Here is a 24,729-nt window from a genome sequence, read left to right on the forward strand (position 1 = left end):
AGAGAGGCCAACCTCAGATCGAGAAAAGGCCAGGACTCCACGCGGTAGCCCTGGCCTTTCGTCGACGAGTCGGCCCCGCCTCAGCCGATCAAGGTGGCAGCGTCCACATGTTCCAGCCCGAAGGCTTCGGCTACGGCACGGTAGGTGAGCTTGCCGTCGTGGACATTGAGGCCCGCGGCGAAATGGTCGTCGTCGGCCAGCGCCTTCTGCCAGCCCTTGTCGGCGAGTGACAGCACGAACGGCAGGGTCGCGTTGGTCAGTGCCTGGGTGGAGGTCCGCGCCACCGCGCCGGGCATGTTGGCCACACAGTAGTGCACCACGCCATCCACCACATAGGTCGGCTCGGCATGCGTTGTCGGCTTGCTGGTCTCGAAGCAACCGCCCTGGTCGATGGCCACGTCCACCAGCACACTGCCCGGCTTCATGTCGGACAGCATGTCACGCGTGATCAGCTTGGGCGCGGCGGCCCCGGGCACCAGAACGGCGCCGATGATCAGGTCCGACTCGCGTACCGCCTCTTCGAGCGCATCGGCAGTGGAGAACACCGTCTTCATTCGGCCCTGATAACGGTCATCCAGGGTCTCGAGGCGCGGAATGGACTTGTCCAGTACCGTCACCTCGGCGCCCAGCCCCAGCGCCATGCGCGCGGCGTTCTCGCCGACCACGCCACCGCCGATGACCGTGACCTTGGCCGGTGCCACACCCGGCACGCCCGGCAACAGGACACCCGCACCGCCCTGAGCCTTCTCGAGGCTGTGCGCGCCGGCCTGGACGGCCATGCGCCCGGCCACGGTGCTCATCGGCGCCAGCAGCGGCAGTCCACCTTCGGCCGCGGTAATGGTCTCGTAGGCGATGCAGGTCGCGCCGCTGTCGAGCAGCCCCTTGGTCAGGGCTTCCTCGGCCGCCAGGTGCAGGTAGGTGAACAGGGTCTGCCCGCTGGTCAGCCTGGCGACCTCCTCGGCTTGCGGCTCCTTGACCTTGAGGATCAGTTCGGCGTCACCCCACAACCTGGCCACATCGGCTTCCAGTCGAGCACCGGCCGCCTCGAAGTCGGCATCGCTGAAGCCCGCTCCCTCACCGGCAGCGGTCTGGACAACGACATCGTGGCCACGACCGACCAGCTCACGAGCACCGCTGGGTGTCAGGGCAACGCGATATTCATGGTTCTTGATTTCCTTCGGCACGGCGATCTTCATGGAATTCCTCCGATGCGTGGACAATGGATGACTGCGCGTTCGATTCCATTACAGCACAGCAGTCCATACACGCAGAGATCACGGGAGAAAAACAAAAAAAATTCGGAAAAGACCGTTTCTACATCGAAGATACGACTATCAAGGAAACACGAAACAGAAAGTCTTCCGCCTTCCGGTCACTCGCTGACCAGTACCGCGCCGTAGCAACGCCGGAACTCTGCCGGCAAGCGTCGAGGACGCCCACTGGACAGCTCGATACAGGCAAAGCGCGTACGGGCCCGCAGCAGGGTCTGCCCCGTATCGTGGTGCCTGAGCTGGAAGCGGCGCGTGAGGGTCAGACGGTTGTCGCAATCGACGATCCAGGTAGCCAATTGCAGCCTGTCGTCTTCGAAGGCCGGTGCCAGGTAGTCGAGCTCGTGACGATGCACCGCCATGGCACGATCCAGCTCGCGATAGTGCGCCAGGCTGAGCCCCAGATGCTCCGAATGGCGCCAGCTGATACGTTCGACCCAGCGCAGGTACTCGGCGTTGTTGGCATGGCCATAATCGTCGATGCTCGACGGTGAGACATCGAGGTCGATGATGAAAGGGTCCGGCAGGTCCCAGGACATGGTGCCCTCCTCCCTGTGAGGTGATGAAGCGGTATCAGGGCCGGTCGCGACCACAGTTCCAGCAACGGTCGAAGACACCCTCGAGCGTTTCGCCGCAGCCGGAACAGACCCAGTCGGGGCGCGCTCCGCCCTCGCGGGCCTCGCGGATCAGCGCCTCGGCCCGGGCACGATTATGCGGCGCCACCCATACCTCTGGCTCGCACTCGACGGGCGGCAACTCTCCCGACGCGCCGCCCAACGTCATGTTGCGCCGTTCCACCGGAATGCCGGCCGATTCGAGCAGGTTGGCGACATGGCTGACCAGCAGTGGATTCGTATGCGCAAAGACGCGAACGAAGTCGACATCCCTCACGACGCGATATTCCTCATGATAAGCGTTCCTCGACACCGTCGACGGGTGCAGGCACTTGTCATAGCGCCCTGGCACTGCCTGAAACGTCGACGAGCGCAGGCACTTTTCGCAGGCGGCTAGTCACGGAAGACCCGCACCCCCAGAGCCTTCAGATAGGACGTCTCGGGAATCGCGGGATGCACCGGATGATCCGGCCCCTGATGCCCCTGGAAGATCACCTGACCATGGCGGTCCTGGTGACGGGCGGCACCACGCACCACATCCGTGAGACGATCCATCCCTAGGTGCATGGAGCAGGACGCCGAGACCAGCAGACCATCGCGCCCCAGCAGGCGCATCGCCTCCCGGTTCAGACGCCCATAGGCACGCTCTCCGGCGGCCGTGTCCTTGCGCTTCTTGATGAAGGCCGGCGGGTCGAGGATCACCACGTCGAATCGCTCGTCATCGGCCTTGAGGGCGGCCAGTGCCTCGAAGGCATCTCCCTCGCCCACCGCGACGCGTTCCTGGAGCCCGTTCAACTCGGCGTTCTCGGCCACCCCCTGGAGCGCGCGCTCGCTAGCATCGACGCACAGCACCTCGCTGGCACCATGCGCGGCCGCCTGGACGCCCCAGCCACCGACATAGCTGAACAGGTCCAGTACCCGCTTGCCGGCCACCAAGCCGTTGAGCCAAGCTCGGTTGGCACGATGATCGAAGAACCAGCCGGTCTTCTGGCCATCCAGCACCGGCGCGACGAAGCGCACGCCGTTCTCTTCCAGCTCGACGCTCTCGGGCGGCTCGTCGCCGAGCACCTCGACGCCTCCCTCGAGGCCTTCCATCCGGCGCCCGCTGGTATCATGGCGCAACACCACGGCCCGCGGCGACAACACCTTGTCCAGGGCATCGAGCAACGGCTCGCGTACCGCCTCCATGCCGGCGGTATTGAGCTGCACCACCAGGACGTCGTCGAAGCGGTCGATCACCAGCCCCGGCAGCAGGTCGCCCTCGCCATGCACCAAACGATAGAACGGCTTGGCGAACAGGCGCTGGCGTAGGGAAAGAGCCTGGTTGAGACGGTGCACCAGCAACGAACGGTCCAGGGTGGTGCTCGCATCGCGGGACACCAGGCGTGCGCAGATCAGTGAATGGGCGTTGACATAGGCCACCCCCATGGCCTTGCCGTTTGCGGCTTCCACCACCGCCTGCTCGCCCGGCGCGAAGTCCTTGAGGGGGGTGGTGCCGATATCGATCTCGTTGGAATACAGCCACAGATGGCCGGACTTCAGTCGCCGATCGGCGTTCTTCTTGAGGCGCAATGAGCGTAGAGCGGTCATCGGGAATCTCATGATTGATAGGGAAATGGGCGGGTGCGGGGCCAAGGGTCAGCGCTGGCACCCGGCACAGAAGACGCTGGCACGCTGTCCCAGGGTCACCAGGCGCAATTCGGCGCCGCACCGTCGGCAGGGCTCACCGTCACGGCCATAGACATTGAGCCGCTGGGCGAAATACCCCGGCTCCCCGGTGCCACCGACGAAGTCGCGCAGCGTCGTGCCTCCCTGGGTGATGGCGGCGGCCAGCACCTCGCGGATGGCACTCGCCAGGCGTGCATACCGCTGACGCGAGATGCGCCCTGCCTCGCGGCGTGGATCGATACCGGCCAGGAACAGGGCCTCGGCGGCGTAGATGTTGCCGACGCCGACCACCACGGCGTTGTCCATCAGGAAGGGCTTGACCGCCAGCCGGCGCCTGCGGGACATCGCATAGAGCCGCTCGCCATCGAAGGCCTCCGAGAGCGGTTCCGGCCCCAGCTTCGACAGCCGTCGATCCTTTTCGATATCCCCGTCCAGCCAATCGATGAAACCGAAGCGGCGCGGATCGTGATAGCGCAGGATGCCCCCATCGTCGAACACCAGGTCGACGTGATCATGCTTCCTGGGCAGCTCCCCCAGCCTCGCGATGCGCAGGCTGCCGGACATGCCCAGGTGGCACAACAGGGTCCCCCCCGACTCGCCGACCACCGGCACCAGCAGATACTTGGCGCGTCGGTCCAGCCGCCCCAGGCGCGCCCCCACCAGGCGATCGACGAGATCTTCCGGCACCGGGTGACGCAGGCGCGGCTGTCGCACGATCACCTCGCGGATCTCGCGCGCCTCGACATGAGGGGCGATGCCTCGTCGGGTGGTTTCGACCTCGGGAAGCTCGGGCATGGCGGGGATATCCGGTATCGGGGCGATATACGCAAGAACCCGACCATCGGGCCGGGTTCAGGCGGACAGGCGCTTACCTGCGGAAGGAAGCCATCGAACGCCCCGGTGCGCTTTCGCGGGCGGAGCCGACGGCCAGGATGCCGTGCGCGTCAGCGCACCGGCATCGTGATCACTTGATCTTGGCTTCCTTGTAGATGACACGCTTGCGGGCCACCGGGTCGAACTTCTTCATTTCGAGCTTGTCCGGAGTGTTCCGCTTGTTCTTGTCGGTGGTGTAGAAGTGGCCGGTACCGGCGCTGGACACCATTCTGATCTTGTCACGCATGACTCTTCTCCCTCATGGATCGGGCGCTGGGGCGTCTTAAACGGTCTCGCCGCGCTTACGGATATCGCTGAGCACCGCCTCGATACCCTTCTTGTCGATGATACGCATACCCTTGGTAGAGACGCGCAGCTTGACGAAGCGCTTCTCGGCTTCCACCCAGAAGCGATGGGTGTGCAGGTTCGGCACAAAACGACGCGTGGTCTTGCGCTGAGAGTGGGATACGTTGTGACCAGTCACCGGGCGCTTGCCGGTAACCTGACATACTTTGGACATGAGAGCCTCCAACCGCTTGGCCAGGGTATTAACCTGAGTGTTCAAAACCTGTCGGGCAAACCGGGACGACCCCGTGTCATTTGACCCAAGGGAATTCAAAGGCTGCACTTTATACCAGAGTTGGCCGGGCCAGACAAGCGAGATGCGGGATTATGTTAACCCGGCAAGCTTTTATGTCGGGTTAATCGCGGCACAGGAAAGTGCCGCCGCCGGCCGTCAGGCCGGCGCGAGCCCGCGCCACACCAGAAGATCCACGCATCTGCGCCAGTGGGGTGCGGGCGACAATCGAATAGATCAGGACGATCTATTCGATTGCCAGATTTATAGCAGGCCACGCTCGGCAAATGACACCACTTCGCCATCCCCCACCACGAAATGATCCAGCACCCGGATCTCGAACAATTCCAGTGCCTGGCGGAGCCGCTCGGTGATGCGCCGGTCGGCGTCGCTCGGCTCGGCCACACCGGAGGGGTGGTTGTGCGCGAAGATCAGCGCCCCCGCCCCCAGTTCCAGAGCACGTCGCGCCACTTCGCGGGGATAGACCGAGGCACTGTCCAGGGTACCCCGGAACAACGACTCGTAGCGGATCACTCGGTGCTGACTGTCGAGAAACAGGGCGGCGAACTCTTCGTGCCCGAGGTGGCGCAGTCGCGAGGTCAGGTAATCGCGAACCAGCCCCGGTGAGGTCAACGCCGCCTCGCGATCCAGCCGACAAGCCAGATGGCGTCTCGCCAGTTCCAGCACCGCCTGCAACTGCACATACTTGGCCTGCCCTAGCCCGCGCTGCGCGCAGAAGGCACGTTCATCGGCCTCGAGCAAGGGCCGCAGGCCACCGAAGGCCGACAACATATCCCGCGCCAGGTCCACGGCGGAGCGCCCCGATACGCCGACGCGCAGAAAGATCGCCAGCAGCTCGGCATCGGAAAGCGCCTCCGTGCCCAGCGCCAAGAGTTTTTCCCGGGGGCGTTCACCCTCCGGCCAGTCGCGAATCGACATCCTTGCCTCCCGTGCAGGCCCATCGTCCTTGTCTTGGCCATGCACGCCGCCCCTGCCCCTTCTCGGCACGCCTTCAACGCATAGTGTAGTCGCCATGCCGGCCGGGCACCGACATGCGGGGCCGGCTACGCAAGCCACCCCGCGAGTGGTAAGGTAGACGACCGGATTCACGCTTGGACACTGCCATGTCAGCACTGCCCGGAAAACGCATTCTGCTCGGAATCGGCGCCGGTATCGCCGCCTACAAGAGCGCGCACCTGGCCCGCCTGCTCAAGCAGGCTGGGTTCGAGGTCCGTGTGGTCATGACCGAAGGCGCCCAGGCCTTCATCGCGCCCTTGACGCTCCAGGCCCTTACCGGCGAGGCGGTGCGCACCTCCTTGCTCGACCCGGAGGCCGAAGCCGGTATGGGTCACATCGAGCTGGCCCGCTGGGCCGACCGCATCCTGATCGCTCCGGCGACTGCCGACTTGATGGCGCGCCTGGCACAGGGTCACGCGGATGACCTGCTCACCACCCTGTGCCTGGCCAGTCATGCCGAAAAGTTCATGGCGCCGGCCATGAACCAGGCCATGTGGGGCCACCCTGCCACGACGCGCAATGCCCGCCGGCTCACCGAGGATGGCTGGCAAATGCTCGGCCCCGGCAGTGGCGACCAGGCCTGCGGCGATGTGGGGCCGGGGCGCATGCTCGAGCCGGAAGACATCATGACGGGCCTGGCCGGGACGACGGACCGGCCCGCCGAGGGGCTGACGGTGGTGATCACCGCCGGCCCGACCCGCGAGGCCCTCGACCCGGTGCGCTACCTTTCCAACCACAGCTCCGGCAAGATGGGCTATGCCCTGGCCGCCGCCGCCGTGAGCCTGGGCGCCGAGGTACACCTGATCAGCGGCCCGGTGGCTCTGGCCACCCCAGCCGGCGTGACCCGGCACGATGTGGAGAGCGCCGATGACATGCTGGCGGCCGCCGAGCGCCTCGCCGACGACTGCGACCTCTTCATCGGTTGTGCCGCGGTGGCCGACTATCGCGCCGAAACCCCGGCCGAGCACAAGCTCAAGAAGCGGGACGATGACGACACCATGACCCTGCGCCTGGTGAAGAATCCCGATATCATCGCCCGCATCGCTGCCCGGGACGATCGCCCCTATGTCATCGGCTTCGCCGCCGAGACGCGCGACCTCGAGCGCTACGCTCGGGACAAGCTGACACGCAAGCACCTCGACATGGTGGTGGCCAACGATGTTTCCCGGGCCGGCCTCGGCTTCGGGGCCGACGACAACGCCGCCGTGCTGCTCTGGCGCGACGCCGACGCCATCGATCGCGACGCCCAGCCCCCACAGCCCAAGTCCTGCCTGGCCGACGCTGTACTGAGGCGGGCCCTGACGCGCCTGAACGCCATTCACCACGCCTGACACCTCGATTCCGGAAGACACTCGATGCCGACCTTTCCCGACCGTCCCCGCCTCGCCGTCAAGCTGCTCGACGAGCGCATGCGCGACCACATGCCCCATTACGCCACCACCGGCTCCGCCGGCATGGATCTGCGGGCGCTGCTCGACGCCCCCCTGACTCTCGAGCCCGGCGACTGCGAACTGGTGCGTACCGGACTCGCCATCCATATCGCCGACCCGGGGCTGGCCGGCATGGTCCTGCCCCGCTCGGGACTGGGCCACAAGCATGGCATCGTGCTCGGCAACCTGGTGGGGCTGATCGACTCCGATTATCAGGGGGAGTTGATGATCTCGGTCTGGAACCGCGGCGACACCTCGTTCACCCTGTCGCCCTTCGAGCGCCTGGCCCAGTATGTCCTGGTACCGGTCGTACAGGCCGACCTGGAGGTCGTCGACGACTTCGACACCAGCGCACGCGGCATGGGTGGCTTCGGCAGCTCCGGTCGTCACTGAAGCCCGACAACGCCATTGACCCCTTCCCCGATCAAGGACCGATGACATGACGACAGACAAGACCAGCCCCGCCCCCGCCTCCATCTTCCGCGCCTATGATATTCGCGGCGTGGTCGACGACACCCTCACCGAACCCGGCGTCGAGGGTATCGGCCGGGCCATCGGCAGCGCCGCCAGAGCGAAAGGCGAAACCCGGGTCATCGTCGCCCGCGACGGCCGTCTCTCCGGCCCCCGCATGCTCGCGGCCCTGACCCGCGGCCTGACCGCCTCGGGCTGCGACGTGATCGACATCGGCATGGTGCCCACCCCGGTACTCTACTTCGCCACTCATGTGATGGCGGACACCACCTCCGGCGTGATGGTCACCGGCAGCCACAATCCGCCCGACTACAACGGCTTCAAGATCGTCCTCGGCGGCGAGACCCTGTCCGGCGGCACCATCACCGACCTGCATCGCCGCCTGACGGAAGGCGACCTCACCGAGGGCCAGGGCCAGGTGAGTCAGCAGGACCTGCGCGACGCCTACCTGGAACGCATCCTCGGCGATGTCGTCCTGACACGGCCGATCAAGGCCGTGGTGGACTGCGGCAACGGCGTGGCCGGCGAACTCGGCCCGAAGCTCGTGGAGCGCCTCGGCGCCGAGACCATCCCGCTCTATGCCGAGATCGACGGCACCTTCCCCAATCATCACCCGGACCCCGGCAAGCCGGAGAACCTCGAGGACCTGATCGCCGAGGTCCAGGCCAGTGGCGCCGACATCGGCCTGGCCTTCGACGGCGACGGTGACCGTCTGGGGGTGATCACCCCCTCGGGCCAATTGATCTATCCCGACCACCTGATGATGGCCTTCGCCGAGGACATGCTGGAGCGCAACCCCGGCGCCCGGGTGATCTTCGACGTCAAATGCACCGGCAACCTGGCCGGGGTGATCGAACAGGCCGGCGGCACGCCGGAGATGTGGCGTACCGGCCATTCGCTGATCAAGGCACGCATGAAGGAAACCGGCGCTCTGCTCGCCGGCGAGATGAGTGGCCACATCTTCTTCAAGGAGCGCTGGTTCGGCTTCGACGACGGCCTCTACGGTGCAGCCCGACTGCTGGAAGTCTTGTCGCGCCAGCCCCTCGACGCCGATGCCTTCTTCGCCCGCTATCCTCAGGATATCGGCACGCCCGAGATCAACATCACGGTGACCGACGAGACCAAGTTCGACCTGGTCGAGCGCCTGGCCCGGGAAGGCGACTTCGGCGACGACGGCGTCAAGACCACGCTGGATGGTATCCGCGTCGATTACCCCGACGGCTGGGGACTGTGTCGCGCCTCCAACACCACCCCGGTGCTGGTACTGCGCTTCGAAGGCAAGAGCGACGCGGCGCTGACGCGCATCCGCGGCCGTTTCGCCGATGCCCTCAAGCAGGTCGCCCCGGCTCTCGAGATCACACTTTGACGCCTCCTCGATTCGATACGGAACCCCAGACATGACCGAACAGCCCCGTGACCCGCGCCAGGTGGTGGAAGTGCTTTCCGAGGCACTTCCCTACATCCAGCGCTTCTCCGGCAAGACCGTCGTGGTCAAGTATGGCGGCAATGCCATGACCGAGGACCCGCTGATCGACTCCTTCGCGCGCGACATGGTCCTGATGAAGGAAGTCGGCATCAATCCGGTGGTCGTTCACGGCGGCGGCCCCCAGATCGGCGAACTGCTCGAGAAACTCAACATCGAGTCGCGCTTCGTCAATGGCATGCGGGTCACCGACGCCGAAACCATGGACGTCGTCGAGATGGTGCTCGGCGGCCTGGTCAACAAGGGCATCGTCAATCTGATCAACCAGTGCGGCGGCAAAGCCATCGGCCTGACCGGCAAGGATGGCGCGCAGATTCGCGCCCGTCAGTTGAGGGTCGAGCACCAGAGCCCGGAGATGACGGCCCCGGAGATCATCGACATCGGCCACGTGGGTGAGGTCGAGCATATCTCCACCGACCTCATCGAGATGCTCGCCGCCCGGGACTTCATCCCGGTGATCGCCCCGATCGGCGTCGACGCCTCGGGCCGCAGTTTCAACATCAACGCCGACCTGGTGGCCGGCAAGGTCGCCGAGGCACTGGATGCCGAGAAGTTGATGCTGCTGACCAACGTGGCCGGACTGATGAATGCCGACGGCGAGGTCCTGACCGGCCTCAGCACCGCTCAGGTCGATGCCATGATCGCCGACGGCACGATTCACGGCGGCATGCTGCCGAAGATCCGCTGCGCCCTGGAGTCCGTGAAGGGCGGCGTGGCCAGCGCACATATCATCGATGGCCGGGTACCTCACGCCACCCTGCTCGAGATATTCACCAACGCCGGTGTCGGCACCTTGATCACCAACGCCGGAGACGAAACACACGACGATTGACCCTTTCTTTCCCACCGACCGACAAGAAAAGCACATCATGACGCAGGAACCTTCCACCTCCAGTCGACGCGACCAGATTCTGCAGGGGCTGGCCCTGATGCTGGAGGAAGACAGCGGCAAGCGCATCACCATCGCCGCCCTGGCACGCCAGGTCGGCGTCTCGGAAGCGGCCCTCTATCGCCACTTCCCCAGCAAGGCACGCATGTTCGAGGGGCTCATCGAGTTCATCGAACAGACGTTGTTCGAACGCATCGGACGCATTCTCGAGGAAGTGCCCGAAGCGGTGCCGCGCTGCGGCCAGATCCTCACCCTGCTACTGGCCTTCGCCGAGAAGAACCCTGGCCTGTCGCGCCTGCTTGGCGGCGATGCCCTGACCGGCGAGACCGCGCGATTGCGACAGCGCATCCACCAGCTGTTCGAACGCCTGGAAACCCAGCTCAAGCAGGTACTGCGCGAGGCCGAACTCCGCGAGGGGCGACGTCCCGCGCTTCCGATCCCGGCCGCCGCCAACATGCTGCTGGCTCAGGTCGAGGGACGCATTTCCCAGTACGTGCGCAGCGATTTCAAGCGCCTCCCCACCGAACACTGGGATGACCAGTGGCAATCGCTCTCCGCCCGCCTGCTTCGCGAGGCGCCCCAGACGGCCTGACGCCCCCTCCTCGACGACGATCCGAAACACGAACGCCCCGGCCATTGGCCAGGGCGTTTTGCGTTCTGCCGATGACAGCGACTCTAGGATCAGGCGTCAGCGCCTGCTCAAGCCCGCCATCATGCCGCCAGGGTATCGCCGATACTCTGTCGAATCTTCTTCATGGCGTTCTTCTCGAGCTGGCGGATACGCTCGGCGGACACGCCGTAGACATCGGCCAGATCGTGTAGCGTCGACTTGTCGTCGCTCAACCAGCGGCGCTGGAGGATATCCCGGGACCTGTCATCCAGTTCGGACAGGGCCGACGCCAGGCGCTGAGTGGAATCTTCTTCCCAATCGCTGTCCTCGAGCTGGGTGGCCGGATCCTGAGACGCATCATCCAGATAATGGACCGGCGCCTGATAGGCGGACTCCTCGTCCTCGCCGGGCGCGGCATCGAAGCCGGCATCGTGGGCCGACAGACGCCCTTCCATCTCGCGAACCACCTCGGGCTTGACGTCGAGGTCCTTGGCGATGGCCTCGACCTCGTTGCTGTTCAGCCAGGCCAGGCGCTTCTTGGCACCGCGCAGGTTGAAGAACAACTTGCGCTGGGCCTTGGTGGTGGCGACCTTGACGATCCGCCAGTTGCGCAGCACGAATTCGTGAATCTCAGCCTTGATCCAGTGCACGGCGAAGGACACCAGGCGCACACCCTGGTTAGGGTCGAAGCGCTTGACCGCCTTCATCAGGCCGACGTTACCTTCCTGAATCAGATCCGCCTGGGCCAGGCCATAGCCGGAATAACTCCGCGCAATATGCACGACGAAACGCAGGTGAGACATCACCAGACGGCGTGCCGCCTCGAGGTCGCCCTCGTCATGCAGGCGGAAGGCCAGCTCACGCTCCTCGTCCACGGTGAGCATGGGGATCCCGTTCACCGCCTGGATGTAACCGTTGAGGTCGTGGCCCGGTGACAGGTGGCCCACCGGCAGAAGACTGGTGCTCATTTGCAGGTTGTCTCCCTCGAAACCCATGTATGGAATCGGTAATCGCTGCCTTTGACGGCAAGGGGCCGATTTGGTTCCGGCTCGCAATGAATTTGCCATGATGCTTTCGTGACAGCTTTCCTCATGGCATCAGCGGGGGCGGATCTGCGCCAGATGACGACTGACCGCAATCCAGGCACCCAGCCAGCCCAGCAGTGTACTACATGCCAGAAGGGTTGCCGACCCCCCGACCCCCAAGGCCGGCAGTGAAAAGCTGGCACCGTAACTGGCCGCCAGCGCCGATACCGGACCCGACAGCCAGCCGCCGCCGAGCGTCAGCAACCCCCAGGCCAGGACACCGCCGCCCAGGCCGTACCAGGCACCGCTGTACAGGAAGGGACGCCGCACGAATGGATGCGTGGCACCGATCAGCGTCACCACTTCGATCTCCTGACGGCGGTTCTCCACGGCCAGGCGAATGGTATTGCCCACCACCAGCAACACGCCCATGCCGAACAGCACGGCCAATGCCAGGGTGACCCTCTGGCCGACTTCCGCCAGGTGCCGCAGACGTTCCAGCCAGGCGAGGTCGAGCCGCACCTCTTCGACACCATTCATGTCCTCGAGTGCGTCGGCCAGTCGCCGAACGGCCTCCGGCGAGGGATCGAGAGGGGACACCACCACGCTTGCCGGCAGCGGGTTACCGGGCAAGCGCGCCAGGGCATCCTCGAGTCCCAGTGACTGCTGAAACTCGGCCATGCCTTCGGCCGCGGTGATCAAGCGGGTCGCCGCCACACCCTCCTGAGCCCCGAGGGCCTCTTCGATGCGTCCGGCTTCACCACTATCAACCCGGTCGGCGAGATAGACCGTCAGCGTGGCGCTCTCATCGAGTTCGGCATCGAGCAGCCGCGCTCCGTCCAGGGCGAGCCATAGCCCGGCCGGCAGCACCAGGGCGATCGCGATGGCCAGCATGGTCAACAGACTGCTCAGCGGGTGACGCAGCAAGCGGCGCGCACTGTCCAGGCTCATGGCCCGATGGTGACGCCCCCAACTGCGCCACCGCCCACCAGCACCGGCGCGATACGCACGAGCCCCGCGTCGGGAGCTCTCCTGCCCTTGACGGCTCATATGGCCTCCTCGTCGGCCACCAAGCGACCTTCGTGCAGACGCAGCGTGCGATGCCGCAAACGGGCGATCAGTGCCAGGTCATGGCTGGCCACCATCACCGTGGTACCGATTCGATTGAAGTCCTCGAACAGCGACATGATATCGGCCGATAGCTGAGGATCGAGGTTTCCCGTCGGCTCGTCGGCCAGCAACAGGGCCGGCTTGTTGACCACCGCCCGGGCGATGCCCACCCGCTGCTGCTCCCCGCCCGACAGCTCGATGGGCAGGGCCCGTTCGCGATGCAGCAGGCCGACCTTGTCGAGAGCCGCCCGCACCCGGCGCGACGCTTCCCGAGGCTCCATGCCCTGAATCTCCAGCGGCAGCGCCACGTTATGGTAGATCGAACGATCGAACAGTAACTGGTGGTCCTGGAAGACCACGCCAATCTGACGCCGGTAGAAGGGCACCTGGGTATGGTGCAGGCGATCGATGTCATGGCCGGCCACCAGAATACGCCCCCGACTGGGGCGCTCGAGGCGCATGATCAGGCGCAGCAGCGAGCTCTTGCCAGCCCCGGAATGGCCGGTGAGAAAAACCATCTCGCCGCGCCCGACCCGAAAATTGAGATGGGCCAGTGCCTCGAAGCGCCCTCCATAGCGCTTGCCGACATGCTCGAAGGCGATCATGCCGCGGCATCGTCCCGATCGAAGAGCGCATCGACGAACTCACGGGCCGCGAACGGGCGCAGATCATCCAGGGTTTCCCCCACGCCGATGAAACGAATCGGTGTGCCGAGCTGCTGCGCCAGGGCGAAGATGATGCCCCCCTTGGCGGTGCCGTCGAGCTTGGTCAGGGTGATACCGGTGACCGGCACCGCCTCGTTGAAGGTCGACGCCTGGGACAGGGCATTCTGGCCGGTGCCGGCATCGAGCACCAGCATCACCTCGTGGGGCGCATCGGCATCGAGCTTGCCCATCACTCGCCGTACCTTCTTCAACTCCTCCATCAGGTGCGACTTGTTGTGCAGGCGCCCAGCGGTATCGGCGATCAGAACATCGACGCCACGCGCCCGGGCCGCCGCCAAGGCATCGTAGACCACGGAAGCACTGTCGGCACCGGTATGCTGGGCCACCACCGGCACGTCGTTGCGCTCCCCCCAGACCTTGAGCTGCTCCACGGCGGCGGCACGAAAGGTATCACCGGCGGCCAGCATCACGCTGCGGCCCTCGCGCTGGAAGCGTTGGGTCAGCTTGCCGATGGTCGTGGTCTTGCCCACGCCATTGACGCCGACCACCAGAATGACGAAGGGCCCCTCGCCCTTGGGCGGCAGCTCCAGTGGCTGGGTGACGCCCTCGAGAAGCCCCGAAAGCTCCTCCTGAAGCGCCTTGAACAGCGCTTCCGGGTCCTTGAGCTCCTTGCGCGAGACCCGTTCGGTGAGTCGATCGATGATCTCGGTGGTGGCCTCGATCCCCACATCGGCCATCAGCAGTTGGGTCTCGAGCTCTTCCATCAGATCGTCATCGATCTGCTTGCGGCCGAGAAACAGCCCGGACAGCCCATCGGCCAGGTTGGCCCGCGTCTTGCCTAGCCCATCCTTGATGCGCGCGAACCACCCCTTTTTCTCGCCCCGGGGTTTTTCCCGAGGTGCCACGGCGGCAGGCGCCGGTTCGGGTTCCGGCGTCGGCTCAGGCTCGACCTCGGGGGCGGGCTCCGGCTCCACTTCCGGCGCCGGCTCGGGCTCGACCTCGGGGGCGGGCTCCGGCTCCACTTCCGGCGCCGGCTCGGGCTCGACCTCGGGAACGGGCTCCGGCTCCACTTCCGGCGCCGGCTCGGGCTCGACCTCAGAGGCAGACTCGGCCTCGGATGGCGTCGAGTCCTCGTCGGCGAGCGCCGCGTCGTCGCGCTCGACTTCCTGCTCAGGCGTCGCCTGTTCTTCCTGCTGCTTCTTCTTGCGCTTGAAAAAACCGAACATGGGGGGATTCAGCCTCGCGGGTGAACGAATCGCCACATCCTACCATCGCGCACCATGACTGTGGACAAGACGCCCGCTACAATCGGCGCTCATGACTCGACGCCGTTCTTCTTCCCGCGCATCACGCCACTCCCGCGCCCCCCGCCGAGACGGAGGTCGCGGCAAGGGCCAGTTGCGCATCATCGGGGGCGAGTATCGCCGCCGCCTGCTCCCCGTGGTCGACCTCCCGGGGCTACGCCCTACGCCGGACCGCGTCAGGGAAACACTCTTCAACTGGCTGGGCCCGACCCTTGCCGGCGCTCGAGTACTGGACCTCTTCGCCGGCACCGGCGCCCTCGGCCTGGAAGCCCTGTCGCGAGGCGCCCACGAGGCCACTCTGGTCGAATTCGATAGCCGGGCGAGTCGCGCCCTGGAAGGCAATCTCGGCACGCTCGGCGTCACTCGGGCCCGAGTGCTCAATGCCGACGCCATGGACTTCCTCGAAGGCGAACCGACGCCGCACTCGCTCGTCTTCCTCGACCCGCCCTTTCGCAAGGACCTGGCGGCCGCCTGCTGCGCGGCGCTGGAGCACGGCTGGCTGACCGACGATGCCCGCATCTATCTGGAGACCGAATCGACCCTCGACCCGGTGGTGCCGGCCAACTGGCACCTGCACCGAGAAGTGCAGGCAGGTGACAGCACCGGACGGCTGTATCGACGCCTGCCCACGGGTAAGGAATCACCCACCGAAGACGCTTGCTGAGCCCCGTCGGTGGCGTTACGCTGCCGATGGCAGGACGCTTTCGGCGGGCCGGGCCCGACTCAGCAGGACATCATCAGGAGAAACGGATGAGCATCGAACTCTTCAACCAGCTCGAACAGAAAGTCTCCAGCGCCGTCGAGGCCCTGGAGTTGATGAAGATGGAAGCCGAGGAGCTGCGCGAGGAAAACGCCCGCCTCAAGCAGGAACGCGAGGAATGGGAACGCCGCTTGTCCGCGCTGCTGGGCAAGTTCGACGACATCGAGACCGATGACTCGTCATCCCGGCAGGAACAGCCGGCGCCTCAGCAGCAGCCCGGTTGAGCTCAGGCCCTACTCAGGCGGCATGACATCAGCAAGGCGTCCTCCCGCCCGGCGCCGTCCAGTGACGGATAGTAGCCACGACGGCGCCCATCCTCGGCAAACCCCATGCGTCGGTAGAGCGTGATCGCTGGCGCATTGGCGGCCCTGACCTCCAGCAGCAGCCGTTCGCTCTTCCAGGCTCGCGCCTGGGCGATCACCGCCTCCATCAGCGCCAACGCCAGGCCACGTCGACGATGATGAGGCGCCACCAGAAGGGCCTGGAGCTCGGCATCGAAGGGCTGACGCGAGAGGATGGCATGGCCGATCAGCCCGCCCTGCTCCTCGAGACCCAGCACCACATCGGCATCATCCGTCAGCGCCGCCTTCAGTCGAGCCGCCGACAGGGGGTAAGGCTGGGAAACGCGCTCCAGCTCGACCAACGCTGCCAGAGCCGAGCGTCCCAGGGGCACCGGAGAAGGATCAGACATCGCGCCGGGTCTCTTCATCACCGACACGCCAGTCACGCTGCCAGCCCTGGAGGCGGGGCCACAGCGCTCGCTTGGCCTCGGCGCCATCCGCGAGGTCTTTCAGCTCGGGCCCCTGCCATACGGGCATCGCCAACAGGCCACTGTATCCCTCGTCGAGCTCCAGCAGGTCGCTCAGGACGGCGTCGTCACCGAACACCAACAGCCGTTCCGGTACCCAGCCACGCTGCCGACGACCGGTCAGGAACGCCCGCAGCCCCTCCCGTGCTTCCTCCAGGGGCGCCTCGACGGACAGCCCCTCGAGCTGCGGCCAGCGAAAGGTCTCGAAACTCGGCGCCCGGACAGGCACCACACCGGCAGCACGCAGCATATTGCCAAGCAGACGATACTCCACGTCGCTGGGTCCGGCATCGCGGGGCAGCACCAGTAGCCAGCGCCCATCCAGGCAGGTCACCTGCCAGGTAAAACGCAATGCCTCGGCGACCGGCTGCTCGGCTTTCGCTGTGACCGAGGGAGCAGGGGCCGGCTCGGCAGGCGCGGCGTTTTCCTCCGGCACCAGCCCTCCCAACAGGGCACGAGCCTTGCCTGGCCCTGCTGGCGGACGGGCCGTCGACTCCCGGGCCGGAGGCTCGGCCGGAGATGCCTCGGCGGCATCCTCCAGCAGGGCGTGCAGACGCTCGCCAGGAGCGCGGGAACGCGTATCGGCCTCCGCCGGCAGGTCCCATTCACAGGCCTCGCTGGGTCGAGCGTTGGGCAGACGGTAACGTGCCACCCAGGCCGTCAGGCCCATGGCCTCCAGGTATTGCAGCCGATGCGGCTCGCTGGTCACGAGGCGCCGCCGCCCCGGCAGTTCGGTGAATCCGGACGCCCCTCGCCCCGCGACTGCCATTCTTCCGGGGTATAGGGGTGCAGCGCCAGGGCATGCACGGGGCCGGCCAGTTCATCGGCCAGCAGCGCATAGATCTGCTGGTGTCGCTTCACCGGCATCATGCCCTCGAAACGCGATGAAACCAGGGTCACCTTGAAGTGGGTCTCGGCATTCGGCGGCACATTGTGCATATGGCTCTCGTTCTCCACCGTCAGGAAGGTGGGCTCGAGGGCCTGGAGCTTTTTCTCGATGGTCGACTGGGTGCTCATGTCGGCTCCCCGATGGTGAATGTCGTCATCATTGTACGCGTTCGCTGGCGGCGCGACGACGTGTACGCGCTGCCTCGCCGGCCCGGGACACCCGGCCGAGACTCGCCAGCAACGCCAGCCCCCCGGCCATCGCCCCTCCCCAGAGCGCCGTCTGAACCGGCACACCGATCGATAGGCAGGCACCGACCAGGGCCACCCCCATGGCCTGCCCCACAGTACGGGTCGTGCTCATCACGCCGGAGGCATTGGCGCTGCGCTCGGCCGGCACACTGGCCATCAACTCGCGATTGTTGGGAGGCTGGAAGATACCGAAGCCGAACCCGCACAATGCCGTTCGCCACAGGCAATCGGCCACGCCGGCATTGGCCTCGAGACCAGCCAGCGCAACCATGCCGGCGATCAGCACCGCCAGGCCCAGGCAGGCCAGCAGACTGGGGTTGACCCTGTCGGCGAGGCGTCCCGCCAGGGGCCCCGCCACCATGATCGCCAGCGGCCAGGGAGTGAACAGCCAGGCCGTTTCAAGGGGCGAGAAGCCCATACCCTGCTGATAGAGAAACGACAGGGCCACGAAAGCCAGCCCCTGGCCGACGAAGGCAAGCCCCGAGGCCGACACCGCCAGACTGAAGCGACGCTGGTGGAACAGCGCCAACGGCAACAGCGGGTGAGGCGCGCGCCGCTGACGCCACAGGAAGAGCCCGCCGGCCACCAGACTCAACGACAACCAACCCAGGGCTTGCCCGACAGGCACCTGGTGCCCTACTCCGTCCATGGCCAGGAAGAGAGCACCGAGCGCAAGAATCGAGCAACCGGCTCCCAGTGCATCGAAGCCTCCGCGTCGGCCCGGCTCCCGAGGCAAGGCACACCAGGCCAGGGTCACGGCGACGATACCGATCGGCACCGGCAGGGCGAACAGCCAGGGCCAGTCGGCCACGGAAAGCACCAGACCACCGATCGCTGGCCCTGCCGTATAGCCGGTTGCCACCACCAAGGAGCTCAGTCCCAGGGCACTGCCCAGCAGCCGCGACGGAAAGATAGTCCGATATAGCGATGGCCCGATCGACAGCGTCGCCGCAGCCCCCAGCCCCTGCAGGGCCCGAAACACCAGCAGGGTATCCAGATCGCGTGACAGGGCGCTGCCTGCCGCCGACGCCGCAAACAGCGCCAGCCCCGCGACATAGAGCCGACGCCGACCGATGATCTCGCTCAACCCGGAAAACACCAGCAGGAAGGCGGCACAGACCACCTGAAAGATATTGATGACCCAGACGGCACTAGCCGGCGCCACGTCGAGGTCAGCGGCGATGGTGGGCAACGCCAGGTTGATCATGGTGGCATCCACCACCGCCATGGTGGTGCCGAAGATCAACGCCAGTACGGCCAGCCGGCGCTCGGGGCCGGGCAGACCATCGTCACCCTCTCGGGTCGCGAAGAGTCGACTCATGAATCGGCATCCATTCCACGAAAAACCGGCGCCGGGCTGGTTTCATCTTTCAAGAGCGAGTGGCAGGGATATCACGCATCAAGACGCGATCACTGCGCATGCTGGCCGGGCTCGCCGGAGCAGGGCTAACGCAGGAAGCGATACGACCGGGGCCGGCACTTTGCATACCGCCCATCGGTCTTGAACGAAAAGTTGGAGAACGAAGGTGAGGCAAGGCGAAAGCGGTCAAAAAAGCGCAGTTTACAAAGAGTAAATGAGCATTTTGAGGCCGCTTTCAACGCCGTCATCACCGAGTGCAGACACTTTTCGTCAAGAGCTCAGTCCTGGTCGGTTTCCAGCAGCATACTATCATCCACCTCGGCGATCTCCAGCGCCGCCTCGTCGTCGAGGTCGATGGCCAGGTAGCTGTGCTCGACGCACAGGAAGCGCTGGAAGAGCGACCAGTCGAGCGCCTCGGGCCATTGGCGCTCGTCCTCTTCCCAGGCACGCAGCTCGGTCTCGAGGATCTCGAGATAGCGCTCGCGCACGAAGGCTTGGAGATTTTCGGGCGTGTCCATCTCTGGAATCAGGTAGACGGTACTTTCCCGTTCGACGTCCTCCAGGGCCAGGTCGTCGTCGCCCACGGTGGGCTCCAGGGCGTTGATCCAGTCGACGAAAGACTGGGTCGGCCTGACACTCAGGGCGGAGCGGTTGAGCAGTTTCATCACGGTCTCCTCGACGTCGAAACGCTGCCATTATGGGCGCCAGGGGCGCCCCTTACCAACATTTCTACAACACAGCGCCCCGAATTGCGGATCACTCGGGGCTGATCCGTCGGCAGGTCTACGAGAGGGCGCGGTAAACCCCTCCATGGGCGCTACTTTTGCCATCCCTGGCAAAAGACCCTCTCTACGACCTGCCCCCGGCGCCCCTCGCTCACCCCATCAACATGCAGCAGCAGGGAACAAGCAAAGGCCGACGCGCAGCGCCTTCAATCTCCAGAAGGGCGCATGGCCGGGAACAGCAGCACATCCCGGATCGAGGCGCTGTCGGTGAGCAGCATCACCAGCCGGTCGATCCCGATGCCCTCGCCCGCGGTGGGCGGCAAGCCATACTCCAGGGCACGTATATAGTCGGCATCGTAGTACATGGCCTCGTCGTCGCCGGCATCTTTCTCCGCAGCCTGGGCGGCGAAGCGATCGGCCTGGTCTTCGGCGTCGTTGAGCTCGGAGAAGCCGTTGGCCAGTTCGCGGCCGCCGACGAAGAACTCGAAACGCTCGGTGACGAAGGGATCGTCGTCCTTGCGACGCGCCAGCGGGCTGACCTCGGTGGGATAGTCGATGATGAAGGTCGGCTGTTGCAGGCGATGCTCGACGGTCTTCTCGAAGATCTCGATCTGAACCTTGCCGAGTCCCCATCCGTCCTTGACGTCGATATCCAGGCGTTCGGCGATCTGCCGCGCCGCGGCCTCGTCGGCCAGTGCCTCGGCGGTGATCTCCGGGTTGTGGGCCAGGATGGCATCGAACACGCTGAGGCGCTCGAACGGCTTGCCGAAGTCGTACTCGAAGGTTTCGATTACCTCACCCTCGGCATCACGCACGGTGCTGAGCACACTGGTACCGCCCAGCACTTGCCGGGTCACGGTGCGCAGCATGGCCTCCGTGAAATCCATGAGGTCCCGATAGTCCGCGTAGGCCTGATAGTACTCGACCATGGTGAACTCGGGATTGTGACGTGTGGACAGCCCCTCGTTGCGGAAATTGCGATTGATCTCGAAGACTTTCTCGAAGCCCCCCACCACCAACCGCTTGAGATAGAGCTCCGGGGCGACACGCAGGTACATGTCGATGTCCAGCGCATTATGATGGGTGATGAAGGGACGGGCCGTCGCTCCGCCGGGGATCGGCTGAAGCATCGGCGTTTCGACCTCCATGAAGCCATGCTCCTCGAAGAAGCGACGCATGGCGCTGATCACCCCGGCGCGCGCCTCGAAGACCCGACGCGAGTCGGGGTTCATGATCAGGTCCACATAGCGCTGGCGATAGCGGGCTTCCATGTCGGTCAGACCATGGAACTTGTCGGGCAGCGGCCGCAGGCTCTTGGTCAGCAGGCGCGCCTCTTCCATCATCACGTAGAGATCGCCCTTGCCCGACTTGTGCACCGGCCCCCGACCGGCCACGATATCGCCGATGTCCCACCCCTTGATGTCCTCGAGAACCTCGGCAGGCAGCCCCTTCTTGTCGACGTAGAGCTGAATCTGGCCGGACGCGTCCTGAATGACGATGAACGGCCCACGCTTGCGCAAGATTCGCCCCGCCACGGCAGCCGGACGTCCCAGCGACTCGAGCTCGGCCTTGTCCTTGTCGCCCAGCTCGGCGGCCAGCTCGGCGGCGAGGCTGTCGCGACGGAAGTCATTGGGGAAGGCACTGCCGCCATCGGCGGCGGCACGCTCGCGACGCGTGGCCAGCTTGGACCGTCGCTCCGCGATCAGGTGGTTCTCGTCCTGGGTCCCCGCAGGGGCTTGCGAATTATCCTGGTGGGCCATATTGCTACCTGTAAAGAGTGGACTTCGGGTTGCGAGCTTCGAGCTGCGGGTTACGAGCTACGAGCTGCGGGCTGGGTTTTCGGGTTTCGCATCTCGCCGCTCGTATGCTTTGGGTTTCGCGACTCGTAGCTCGCCTCCCAGGGCTCGCGGCGCTTCAGAGCCCTTGCTTCAAGCTGGCTTCGATGAACTGATCCAGATCCCCATCCAGCACCTTCTCGCAGCTGCTCGACTGGACGCCGGTGCGCAGGTCCTTGATGCGCTGGTCGTCCAGCACGTAGGAACGGATCTGGCTGCCCCAGCCGATGTCGGCCTTGGAGTCTTCGGCGGCCTGCTTGGCGGCATTGCGCTTGTCCATCTCGTGTTCCCACAGCTTCGCCCTGAGCTGTTTCATGGCGAAGTCGCGGTTGGCGTGCTGGCTGCGCTGGCTCTGGCAGGCCACCACGATGCCGGTCGGCTCGTGGGTGATGCGCACCGCCGAGTCGGTGGTGTTGACGTGCTGACCGCCAGCGCCACTGGAACGATAGGTATCGACACGCAGGTCCGACGGGTTGATCTCGACCTCGAAGGTGTCGTCGACTTCCGGCGACAGGAATACCGAAGCGAAGGAGGTATGCCGCCGGCCGCCGGAGTCGAAGGGACTCTTGCGCACCAGCCGATGCACGCCGGTCTCGGTGCGCAGCCAGCCGAAGGCGTACTCACCCTGGATATGCACCGTGGCCGACTTGATACCCGCCACATCGCCGGCGGACAGCTCGATGAGGTCGGCCTTGAAGCCATGATGCTCGGCCCAGCGCAGGTACATGCGCAGCAGCATGTTGGCCCAGTCCTGAGCTTCGGTGCCCCCCGAGCCCGCCTGAATGTCCAGGTAAGCGTTGTTGGGGTCCATCTCGCCGGCGAACATGCGCCGAAACTCGAGTTTCTCGAGGTTGGCCTGGAGGTTCTCCAGCTCTCGACTCACCTCGTCGACGGTATCCGTGTCTTCTTCCATCTCGGCCAGCTCGAGCAGATCACGGCTGTCGTTCAGGCCGCGTTCCAGCGCGTCGATGGTCTCGACCACCATTTCCAGGGTAGCCCGTTCCTTGCCCAGTTTCTGGGCATGGTCCGGGTCGCTCCAGACCTCCGGATCCTCGAGTTCGCGAGTGACTTCCTCTAGCCGTTCTTTCTTCTCGGCATAGTCAAAGATACCCCCTCAGGACGTCTGTCCGCTCAGACAGGTCCTTGATGAGGTGATTGATGGGATTGACTTCCTGCATGGCGTTCGCCTGATTCCGCAGTGAAATGTCCGCCGGGTGTGCCCCGGCGGCAGGGAAAAGAGAGGCATTGTAGCCAAATGCCCGCACAGCGTCATCCCGTCCCGAGGCCCCCCGATGTCATCGCAGATCGCAGCACCTGCTCGGCGCCATTCCATCGACGATCCGGGTCAGCCCCCGCTCGACCGGCGTCACACCGGGCTCATGCAAGATACGTAATACGCCATGTGAAATTTCACATGGACTTATTGCTGAGCCCGTTCGAAGGTCAAGAAGAGCGGCACCGATACCTCGTGCCGACCACAACAACAACGTCAGGGAAGAGATCCATGACCCAGATTCGTACCCCCCTGGCGGGCGCCATCGCGCTCGCTTCTGCCCTGCTGGCGTCGCCCGTGGCGGCACAGACCCTCGACATGGGCGTCACCGGTGAACTCGCCTCCTTCGATACCTCCCAGGTCGCCGGCGGCATCTGGGAATCCCAGATTCTGATGGACGTCTACGAGGGCCTGGTCAAGAAAGCCCCGGACGGCGAGATACTGCCTGGCATGGCGACCTCCTGGGACGTCTCCGAGGACGGCAGGACCTATACCTTTCACATCCGCGAGGATGCCGCCTGGTCCGATGGCGAGCCGGTCACCGCCAATGACTTCGTGTTCGGCTGGCAACACCTGCTCGACCCGAAGAACGCCTCCAAGTACGCCTACATGCTCTATCCGGTGGTGGGCGCCGAAGCGGTCAACACTGGCGAGAAGCCTCTGGACGCCCTGGGTGTGGCCTCTCTCGATGATGGTCGCACCTTCCGGGTAGAGCTCGAGGAACCAACCCCCTACTTCATCCAGCTGCTGACCCACTACACCGCCTACCCGGCGCCCGAGCACGCCATCGAGGAGTACGGAAAAGACTGGGTGAAGCTCGACAACATCGTCACCAACGGCGCCTTCACCCCCGAAGAGTGGGTCTCGCAGTCGCGCATCAGCGTGAGCCGCAACCCCGAGTACTACGACGCCGACGAGATCGCGCTGGACGGAGTCAACTACTACACGATCGAGGACCGCAACGCCGGCGTCTCGCGCTTCCGCTCGGGCGAGCTGGACATCATGCGTGAATACTCCTCCAGCATGTACGGCATGCTCCAGGAGGAACTGCCCGATGCCACCCATATGGCGCCCTACCTGGGCAGCTACTACTACGTCTTCAACCACCGCGAGGGCCATCCGACCACCGACCCGAAGGTGCGCGAAGCACTGAGTCTCGTGGTGCGCCGCCAGGTACTCTCCGAGCAGATCATGGGTGGCACCTTCCTGCCTTCGCGCTCCTTCGTGCCAGAGGGCGTCCACCACTATGACGTCCAGCAGATACCGCTGGAAGGCAGCATGGACGAGCGCATGGCACGCGCCCGGCAGCTCCTCGAGGAGGCCGGCTACGGCCCCGACAACCCGCTGCAGCTGCGCCTGCGCTACAACACCAACGACGAGCACAAGAAGATCGCCGTCGCCCTGTCCGCCATGTGGCGCCCTCTTGGCGTCGAGGTCGAGATGATCAACTCGGAAGCCACGGTGCATTACCAGACCATCGCCGAGGGCGACTTCGACATCGCCCGGGCCGGCTGGATCGCCGACTACAACGACGCCGAGAACTTCCTCAGCCTGCTGCACAGCGGGGTCGGCAACAACTACGGCGCCTACTCCAATGCCGAGTTCGACGACCTGACGGACCAGGCCGCCCGCACCCTGGACGCCGACGAACGCGAAGCCCTTCTCGAGCAGGCCGAACAGACGGCACTGAACGATTACGCGGTCCTGCCGCTGCTCTATTACGTGTCACGCAACCTGGTCAATCCGGCCATCAACGGCTGGGAAGACAACGTCGAGGACGATCACCCCTCACGCTGGATCTCGTTCGATCAGTGATCCTCGAGCCGT

The 24,729-nt window shown here is 65.2% G+C and carries 27 protein-coding genes; 8 read left to right on the top strand and 19 right to left on the bottom strand.

Going from position 1 to position 24,729, the window contains the following annotated elements:
* Window positions 1-80 precede the first annotated feature (80 nt).
* From ald to radC, 8 genes are all read right to left on the bottom strand, one after another.
* A complete protein-coding gene (gene ald / locus RSO41_RS10470) occupies window positions 81-1,196 on the bottom strand; it encodes an alanine dehydrogenase (protein WP_315619039.1) in 1,116 nt (371 codons plus the stop codon).
* Window positions 1,197-1,372: 176 nt separating this feature from the next.
* The gene (locus RSO41_RS10475; RefSeq protein WP_315619040.1) at window positions 1,373-1,807 is read right to left on the bottom strand and encodes a thioesterase family protein; all 435 of its coding nucleotides are present in this window, start codon (window positions 1,805-1,807) and stop codon (window positions 1,373-1,375) included.
* Between the two features lie 34 nt (window positions 1,808-1,841).
* Window positions 1,842-2,159: a DUF2007 domain-containing protein gene (locus tag RSO41_RS10480; RefSeq protein ID WP_315619041.1), complete on the bottom strand. Its 318-nt coding sequence runs from the start codon at window positions 2,157-2,159 to the stop codon at window positions 1,842-1,844.
* A 116-nt stretch (window positions 2,160-2,275) separates the two neighbouring features.
* Window positions 2,276-3,472, bottom strand: a complete 1,197-nt coding sequence (locus RSO41_RS10485) for a class I SAM-dependent rRNA methyltransferase (RefSeq protein WP_315619042.1) — start codon at window positions 3,470-3,472, stop codon at window positions 2,276-2,278.
* 48 nt (window positions 3,473-3,520) lie between these two features.
* Window positions 3,521-4,345, bottom strand: a complete 825-nt coding sequence (gene mutM, locus RSO41_RS10490; RefSeq protein WP_315619043.1) for a bifunctional DNA-formamidopyrimidine glycosylase/DNA-(apurinic or apyrimidinic site) lyase — start codon at window positions 4,343-4,345, stop codon at window positions 3,521-3,523.
* A 169-nt stretch (window positions 4,346-4,514) separates the two neighbouring features.
* Complete coding sequence (gene rpmG, locus RSO41_RS10495; protein WP_013333580.1) at window positions 4,515-4,670, bottom strand: 50S ribosomal protein L33; 156 nt, start codon at window positions 4,668-4,670, stop codon at window positions 4,515-4,517.
* 36 nt (window positions 4,671-4,706) lie between these two features.
* The gene (rpmB, locus tag RSO41_RS10500; RefSeq protein ID WP_275288981.1) at window positions 4,707-4,943 is read right to left on the bottom strand and encodes a 50S ribosomal protein L28; all 237 of its coding nucleotides are present in this window, start codon (window positions 4,941-4,943) and stop codon (window positions 4,707-4,709) included.
* A gap of 321 nt (window positions 4,944-5,264) precedes the next feature.
* Entirely contained in the window at window positions 5,265-5,939 is a 675-nt protein-coding gene (gene radC, locus RSO41_RS10505) for a RadC family protein (protein WP_315619045.1), read from the bottom strand.
* 185 nt (window positions 5,940-6,124) lie between these two features.
* On the opposite strand from radC, the gene coaBC reads away from it, so the two are divergent.
* The 5 genes from coaBC to slmA are packed head-to-tail and all read left to right on the top strand — an operon-like array spanning window position 6,125 to window position 10,882.
* Window positions 6,125-7,348 carry a bifunctional phosphopantothenoylcysteine decarboxylase/phosphopantothenate--cysteine ligase CoaBC gene (gene coaBC / locus RSO41_RS10510; RefSeq protein WP_315619046.1) on the top strand — a complete coding sequence of 408 codons (1,224 nt, stop codon included), beginning with the start codon at window positions 6,125-6,127 and terminating at the stop codon, window positions 7,346-7,348.
* A gap of 24 nt (window positions 7,349-7,372) precedes the next feature.
* Window positions 7,373-7,840, top strand: a complete 468-nt coding sequence (gene dut, locus RSO41_RS10515; protein ID WP_315619047.1) for a dUTP diphosphatase — start codon at window positions 7,373-7,375, stop codon at window positions 7,838-7,840.
* A 46-nt stretch (window positions 7,841-7,886) separates the two neighbouring features.
* Window positions 7,887-9,284 carry a phosphomannomutase/phosphoglucomutase gene (locus tag RSO41_RS10520; RefSeq protein WP_315619048.1) on the top strand — a complete coding sequence of 466 codons (1,398 nt, stop codon included), beginning with the start codon at window positions 7,887-7,889 and terminating at the stop codon, window positions 9,282-9,284.
* 31 nt (window positions 9,285-9,315) lie between these two features.
* Window positions 9,316-10,233 carry an acetylglutamate kinase gene (gene argB / locus RSO41_RS10525; RefSeq protein WP_315619050.1) on the top strand — a complete coding sequence of 306 codons (918 nt, stop codon included), beginning with the start codon at window positions 9,316-9,318 and terminating at the stop codon, window positions 10,231-10,233.
* Window positions 10,234-10,270: 37 nt separating this feature from the next.
* A complete protein-coding gene (gene slmA / locus RSO41_RS10530) occupies window positions 10,271-10,882 on the top strand; it encodes a nucleoid occlusion factor SlmA (RefSeq protein ID WP_315619052.1) in 612 nt (203 codons plus the stop codon).
* A gap of 119 nt (window positions 10,883-11,001) precedes the next feature.
* Here the strand turns inward: slmA and rpoH are convergent, their stop codons facing one another.
* From rpoH to ftsY, 4 genes are all read right to left on the bottom strand, one after another.
* Window positions 11,002-11,868, bottom strand: coding sequence for an RNA polymerase sigma factor RpoH (gene rpoH, locus RSO41_RS10535; RefSeq protein WP_315619053.1), 867 nt, complete (start codon window positions 11,866-11,868; stop codon window positions 11,002-11,004).
* Between the two features lie 129 nt (window positions 11,869-11,997).
* On the bottom strand, window positions 11,998-12,975 hold the full coding sequence (gene ftsX / locus RSO41_RS10540) for a permease-like cell division protein FtsX (protein WP_315619054.1): 978 nt from the start codon (window positions 12,973-12,975) through the stop codon (window positions 11,998-12,000).
* Window positions 12,972-13,640: a cell division ATP-binding protein FtsE gene (gene ftsE, locus RSO41_RS10545; RefSeq protein WP_315619055.1), complete on the bottom strand. Its 669-nt coding sequence runs from the start codon at window positions 13,638-13,640 to the stop codon at window positions 12,972-12,974. Before ftsE ends, ftsX begins: the two co-directional genes overlap by 4 nt.
* Window positions 13,637-14,926, bottom strand: coding sequence for a signal recognition particle-docking protein FtsY (ftsY, locus tag RSO41_RS10550; protein ID WP_315619056.1), 1,290 nt, complete (start codon window positions 14,924-14,926; stop codon window positions 13,637-13,639). The genes ftsE and ftsY overlap by 4 nt, the downstream gene beginning before the upstream one ends.
* A gap of 91 nt (window positions 14,927-15,017) precedes the next feature.
* On the opposite strand from ftsY, the gene rsmD reads away from it, so the two are divergent.
* Complete coding sequence (rsmD, locus tag RSO41_RS10555) at window positions 15,018-15,668, top strand: 16S rRNA (guanine(966)-N(2))-methyltransferase RsmD (protein ID WP_315619057.1); 651 nt, start codon at window positions 15,018-15,020, stop codon at window positions 15,666-15,668.
* 86 nt (window positions 15,669-15,754) lie between these two features.
* Window positions 15,755-15,988 carry a cell division protein ZapB gene (locus RSO41_RS10560; protein WP_315619058.1) on the top strand — a complete coding sequence of 78 codons (234 nt, stop codon included), beginning with the start codon at window positions 15,755-15,757 and terminating at the stop codon, window positions 15,986-15,988.
* Between the two features lie 2 nt (window positions 15,989-15,990).
* Here RSO41_RS10560 and RSO41_RS10565 read toward each other — a convergent pair whose 3' ends face one another.
* The 7 genes from RSO41_RS10565 to prfB form a co-directional block, all read right to left on the bottom strand.
* A complete protein-coding gene (locus RSO41_RS10565) occupies window positions 15,991-16,455 on the bottom strand; it encodes a GNAT family N-acetyltransferase (RefSeq protein WP_315619059.1) in 465 nt (154 codons plus the stop codon).
* Complete coding sequence (locus RSO41_RS10570) at window positions 16,448-17,281, bottom strand: hypothetical protein (RefSeq protein ID WP_315619060.1); 834 nt, start codon at window positions 17,279-17,281, stop codon at window positions 16,448-16,450. The genes RSO41_RS10565 and RSO41_RS10570 overlap by 8 nt, the downstream gene beginning before the upstream one ends.
* Complete coding sequence (locus RSO41_RS10575) at window positions 17,278-17,589, bottom strand: BolA family protein (protein ID WP_315619061.1); 312 nt, start codon at window positions 17,587-17,589, stop codon at window positions 17,278-17,280. Before RSO41_RS10575 ends, RSO41_RS10570 begins: the two co-directional genes overlap by 4 nt.
* 28 nt (window positions 17,590-17,617) lie before the next feature.
* Window positions 17,618-19,030, bottom strand: coding sequence for an MFS transporter (locus RSO41_RS10580; protein ID WP_315619062.1), 1,413 nt, complete (start codon window positions 19,028-19,030; stop codon window positions 17,618-17,620).
* Between the two features lie 317 nt (window positions 19,031-19,347).
* Window positions 19,348-19,734 carry a hypothetical protein gene (locus RSO41_RS10585; protein ID WP_315619063.1) on the bottom strand — a complete coding sequence of 129 codons (387 nt, stop codon included), beginning with the start codon at window positions 19,732-19,734 and terminating at the stop codon, window positions 19,348-19,350.
* A gap of 266 nt (window positions 19,735-20,000) precedes the next feature.
* On the bottom strand, window positions 20,001-21,554 hold the full coding sequence (gene lysS, locus RSO41_RS10590) for a lysine--tRNA ligase (protein ID WP_315619064.1): 1,554 nt from the start codon (window positions 21,552-21,554) through the stop codon (window positions 20,001-20,003).
* A 154-nt stretch (window positions 21,555-21,708) separates the two neighbouring features.
* Window positions 21,709-22,807, bottom strand: a protein-coding gene (gene prfB / locus RSO41_RS10595; RefSeq protein WP_315619065.1) for a peptide chain release factor 2 whose coding sequence is annotated in 2 segments (ribosomal slippage) — window positions 21,709-22,731 and window positions 22,733-22,807 — 1,098 coding nt in all. Because the reading frame shifts where the segments join, the coding sequence is not laid out codon by codon here.
* A 326-nt stretch (window positions 22,808-23,133) separates the two neighbouring features.
* On the opposite strand from prfB, the gene RSO41_RS10600 reads away from it, so the two are divergent.
* On the top strand, window positions 23,134-24,717 hold the full coding sequence (locus tag RSO41_RS10600; RefSeq protein ID WP_315619066.1) for a peptide ABC transporter substrate-binding protein: 1,584 nt from the start codon (window positions 23,134-23,136) through the stop codon (window positions 24,715-24,717).
* The last annotated feature ends 12 nt before the right edge of the window (window positions 24,718-24,729 follow it).

Origin of the sequence: Halomonas sp. I1 (assembly GCF_032334135.1) — a bacterium.
In the GTDB taxonomy this organism is placed as follows: domain Bacteria; phylum Pseudomonadota; class Gammaproteobacteria; order Pseudomonadales; family Halomonadaceae; genus Halomonas.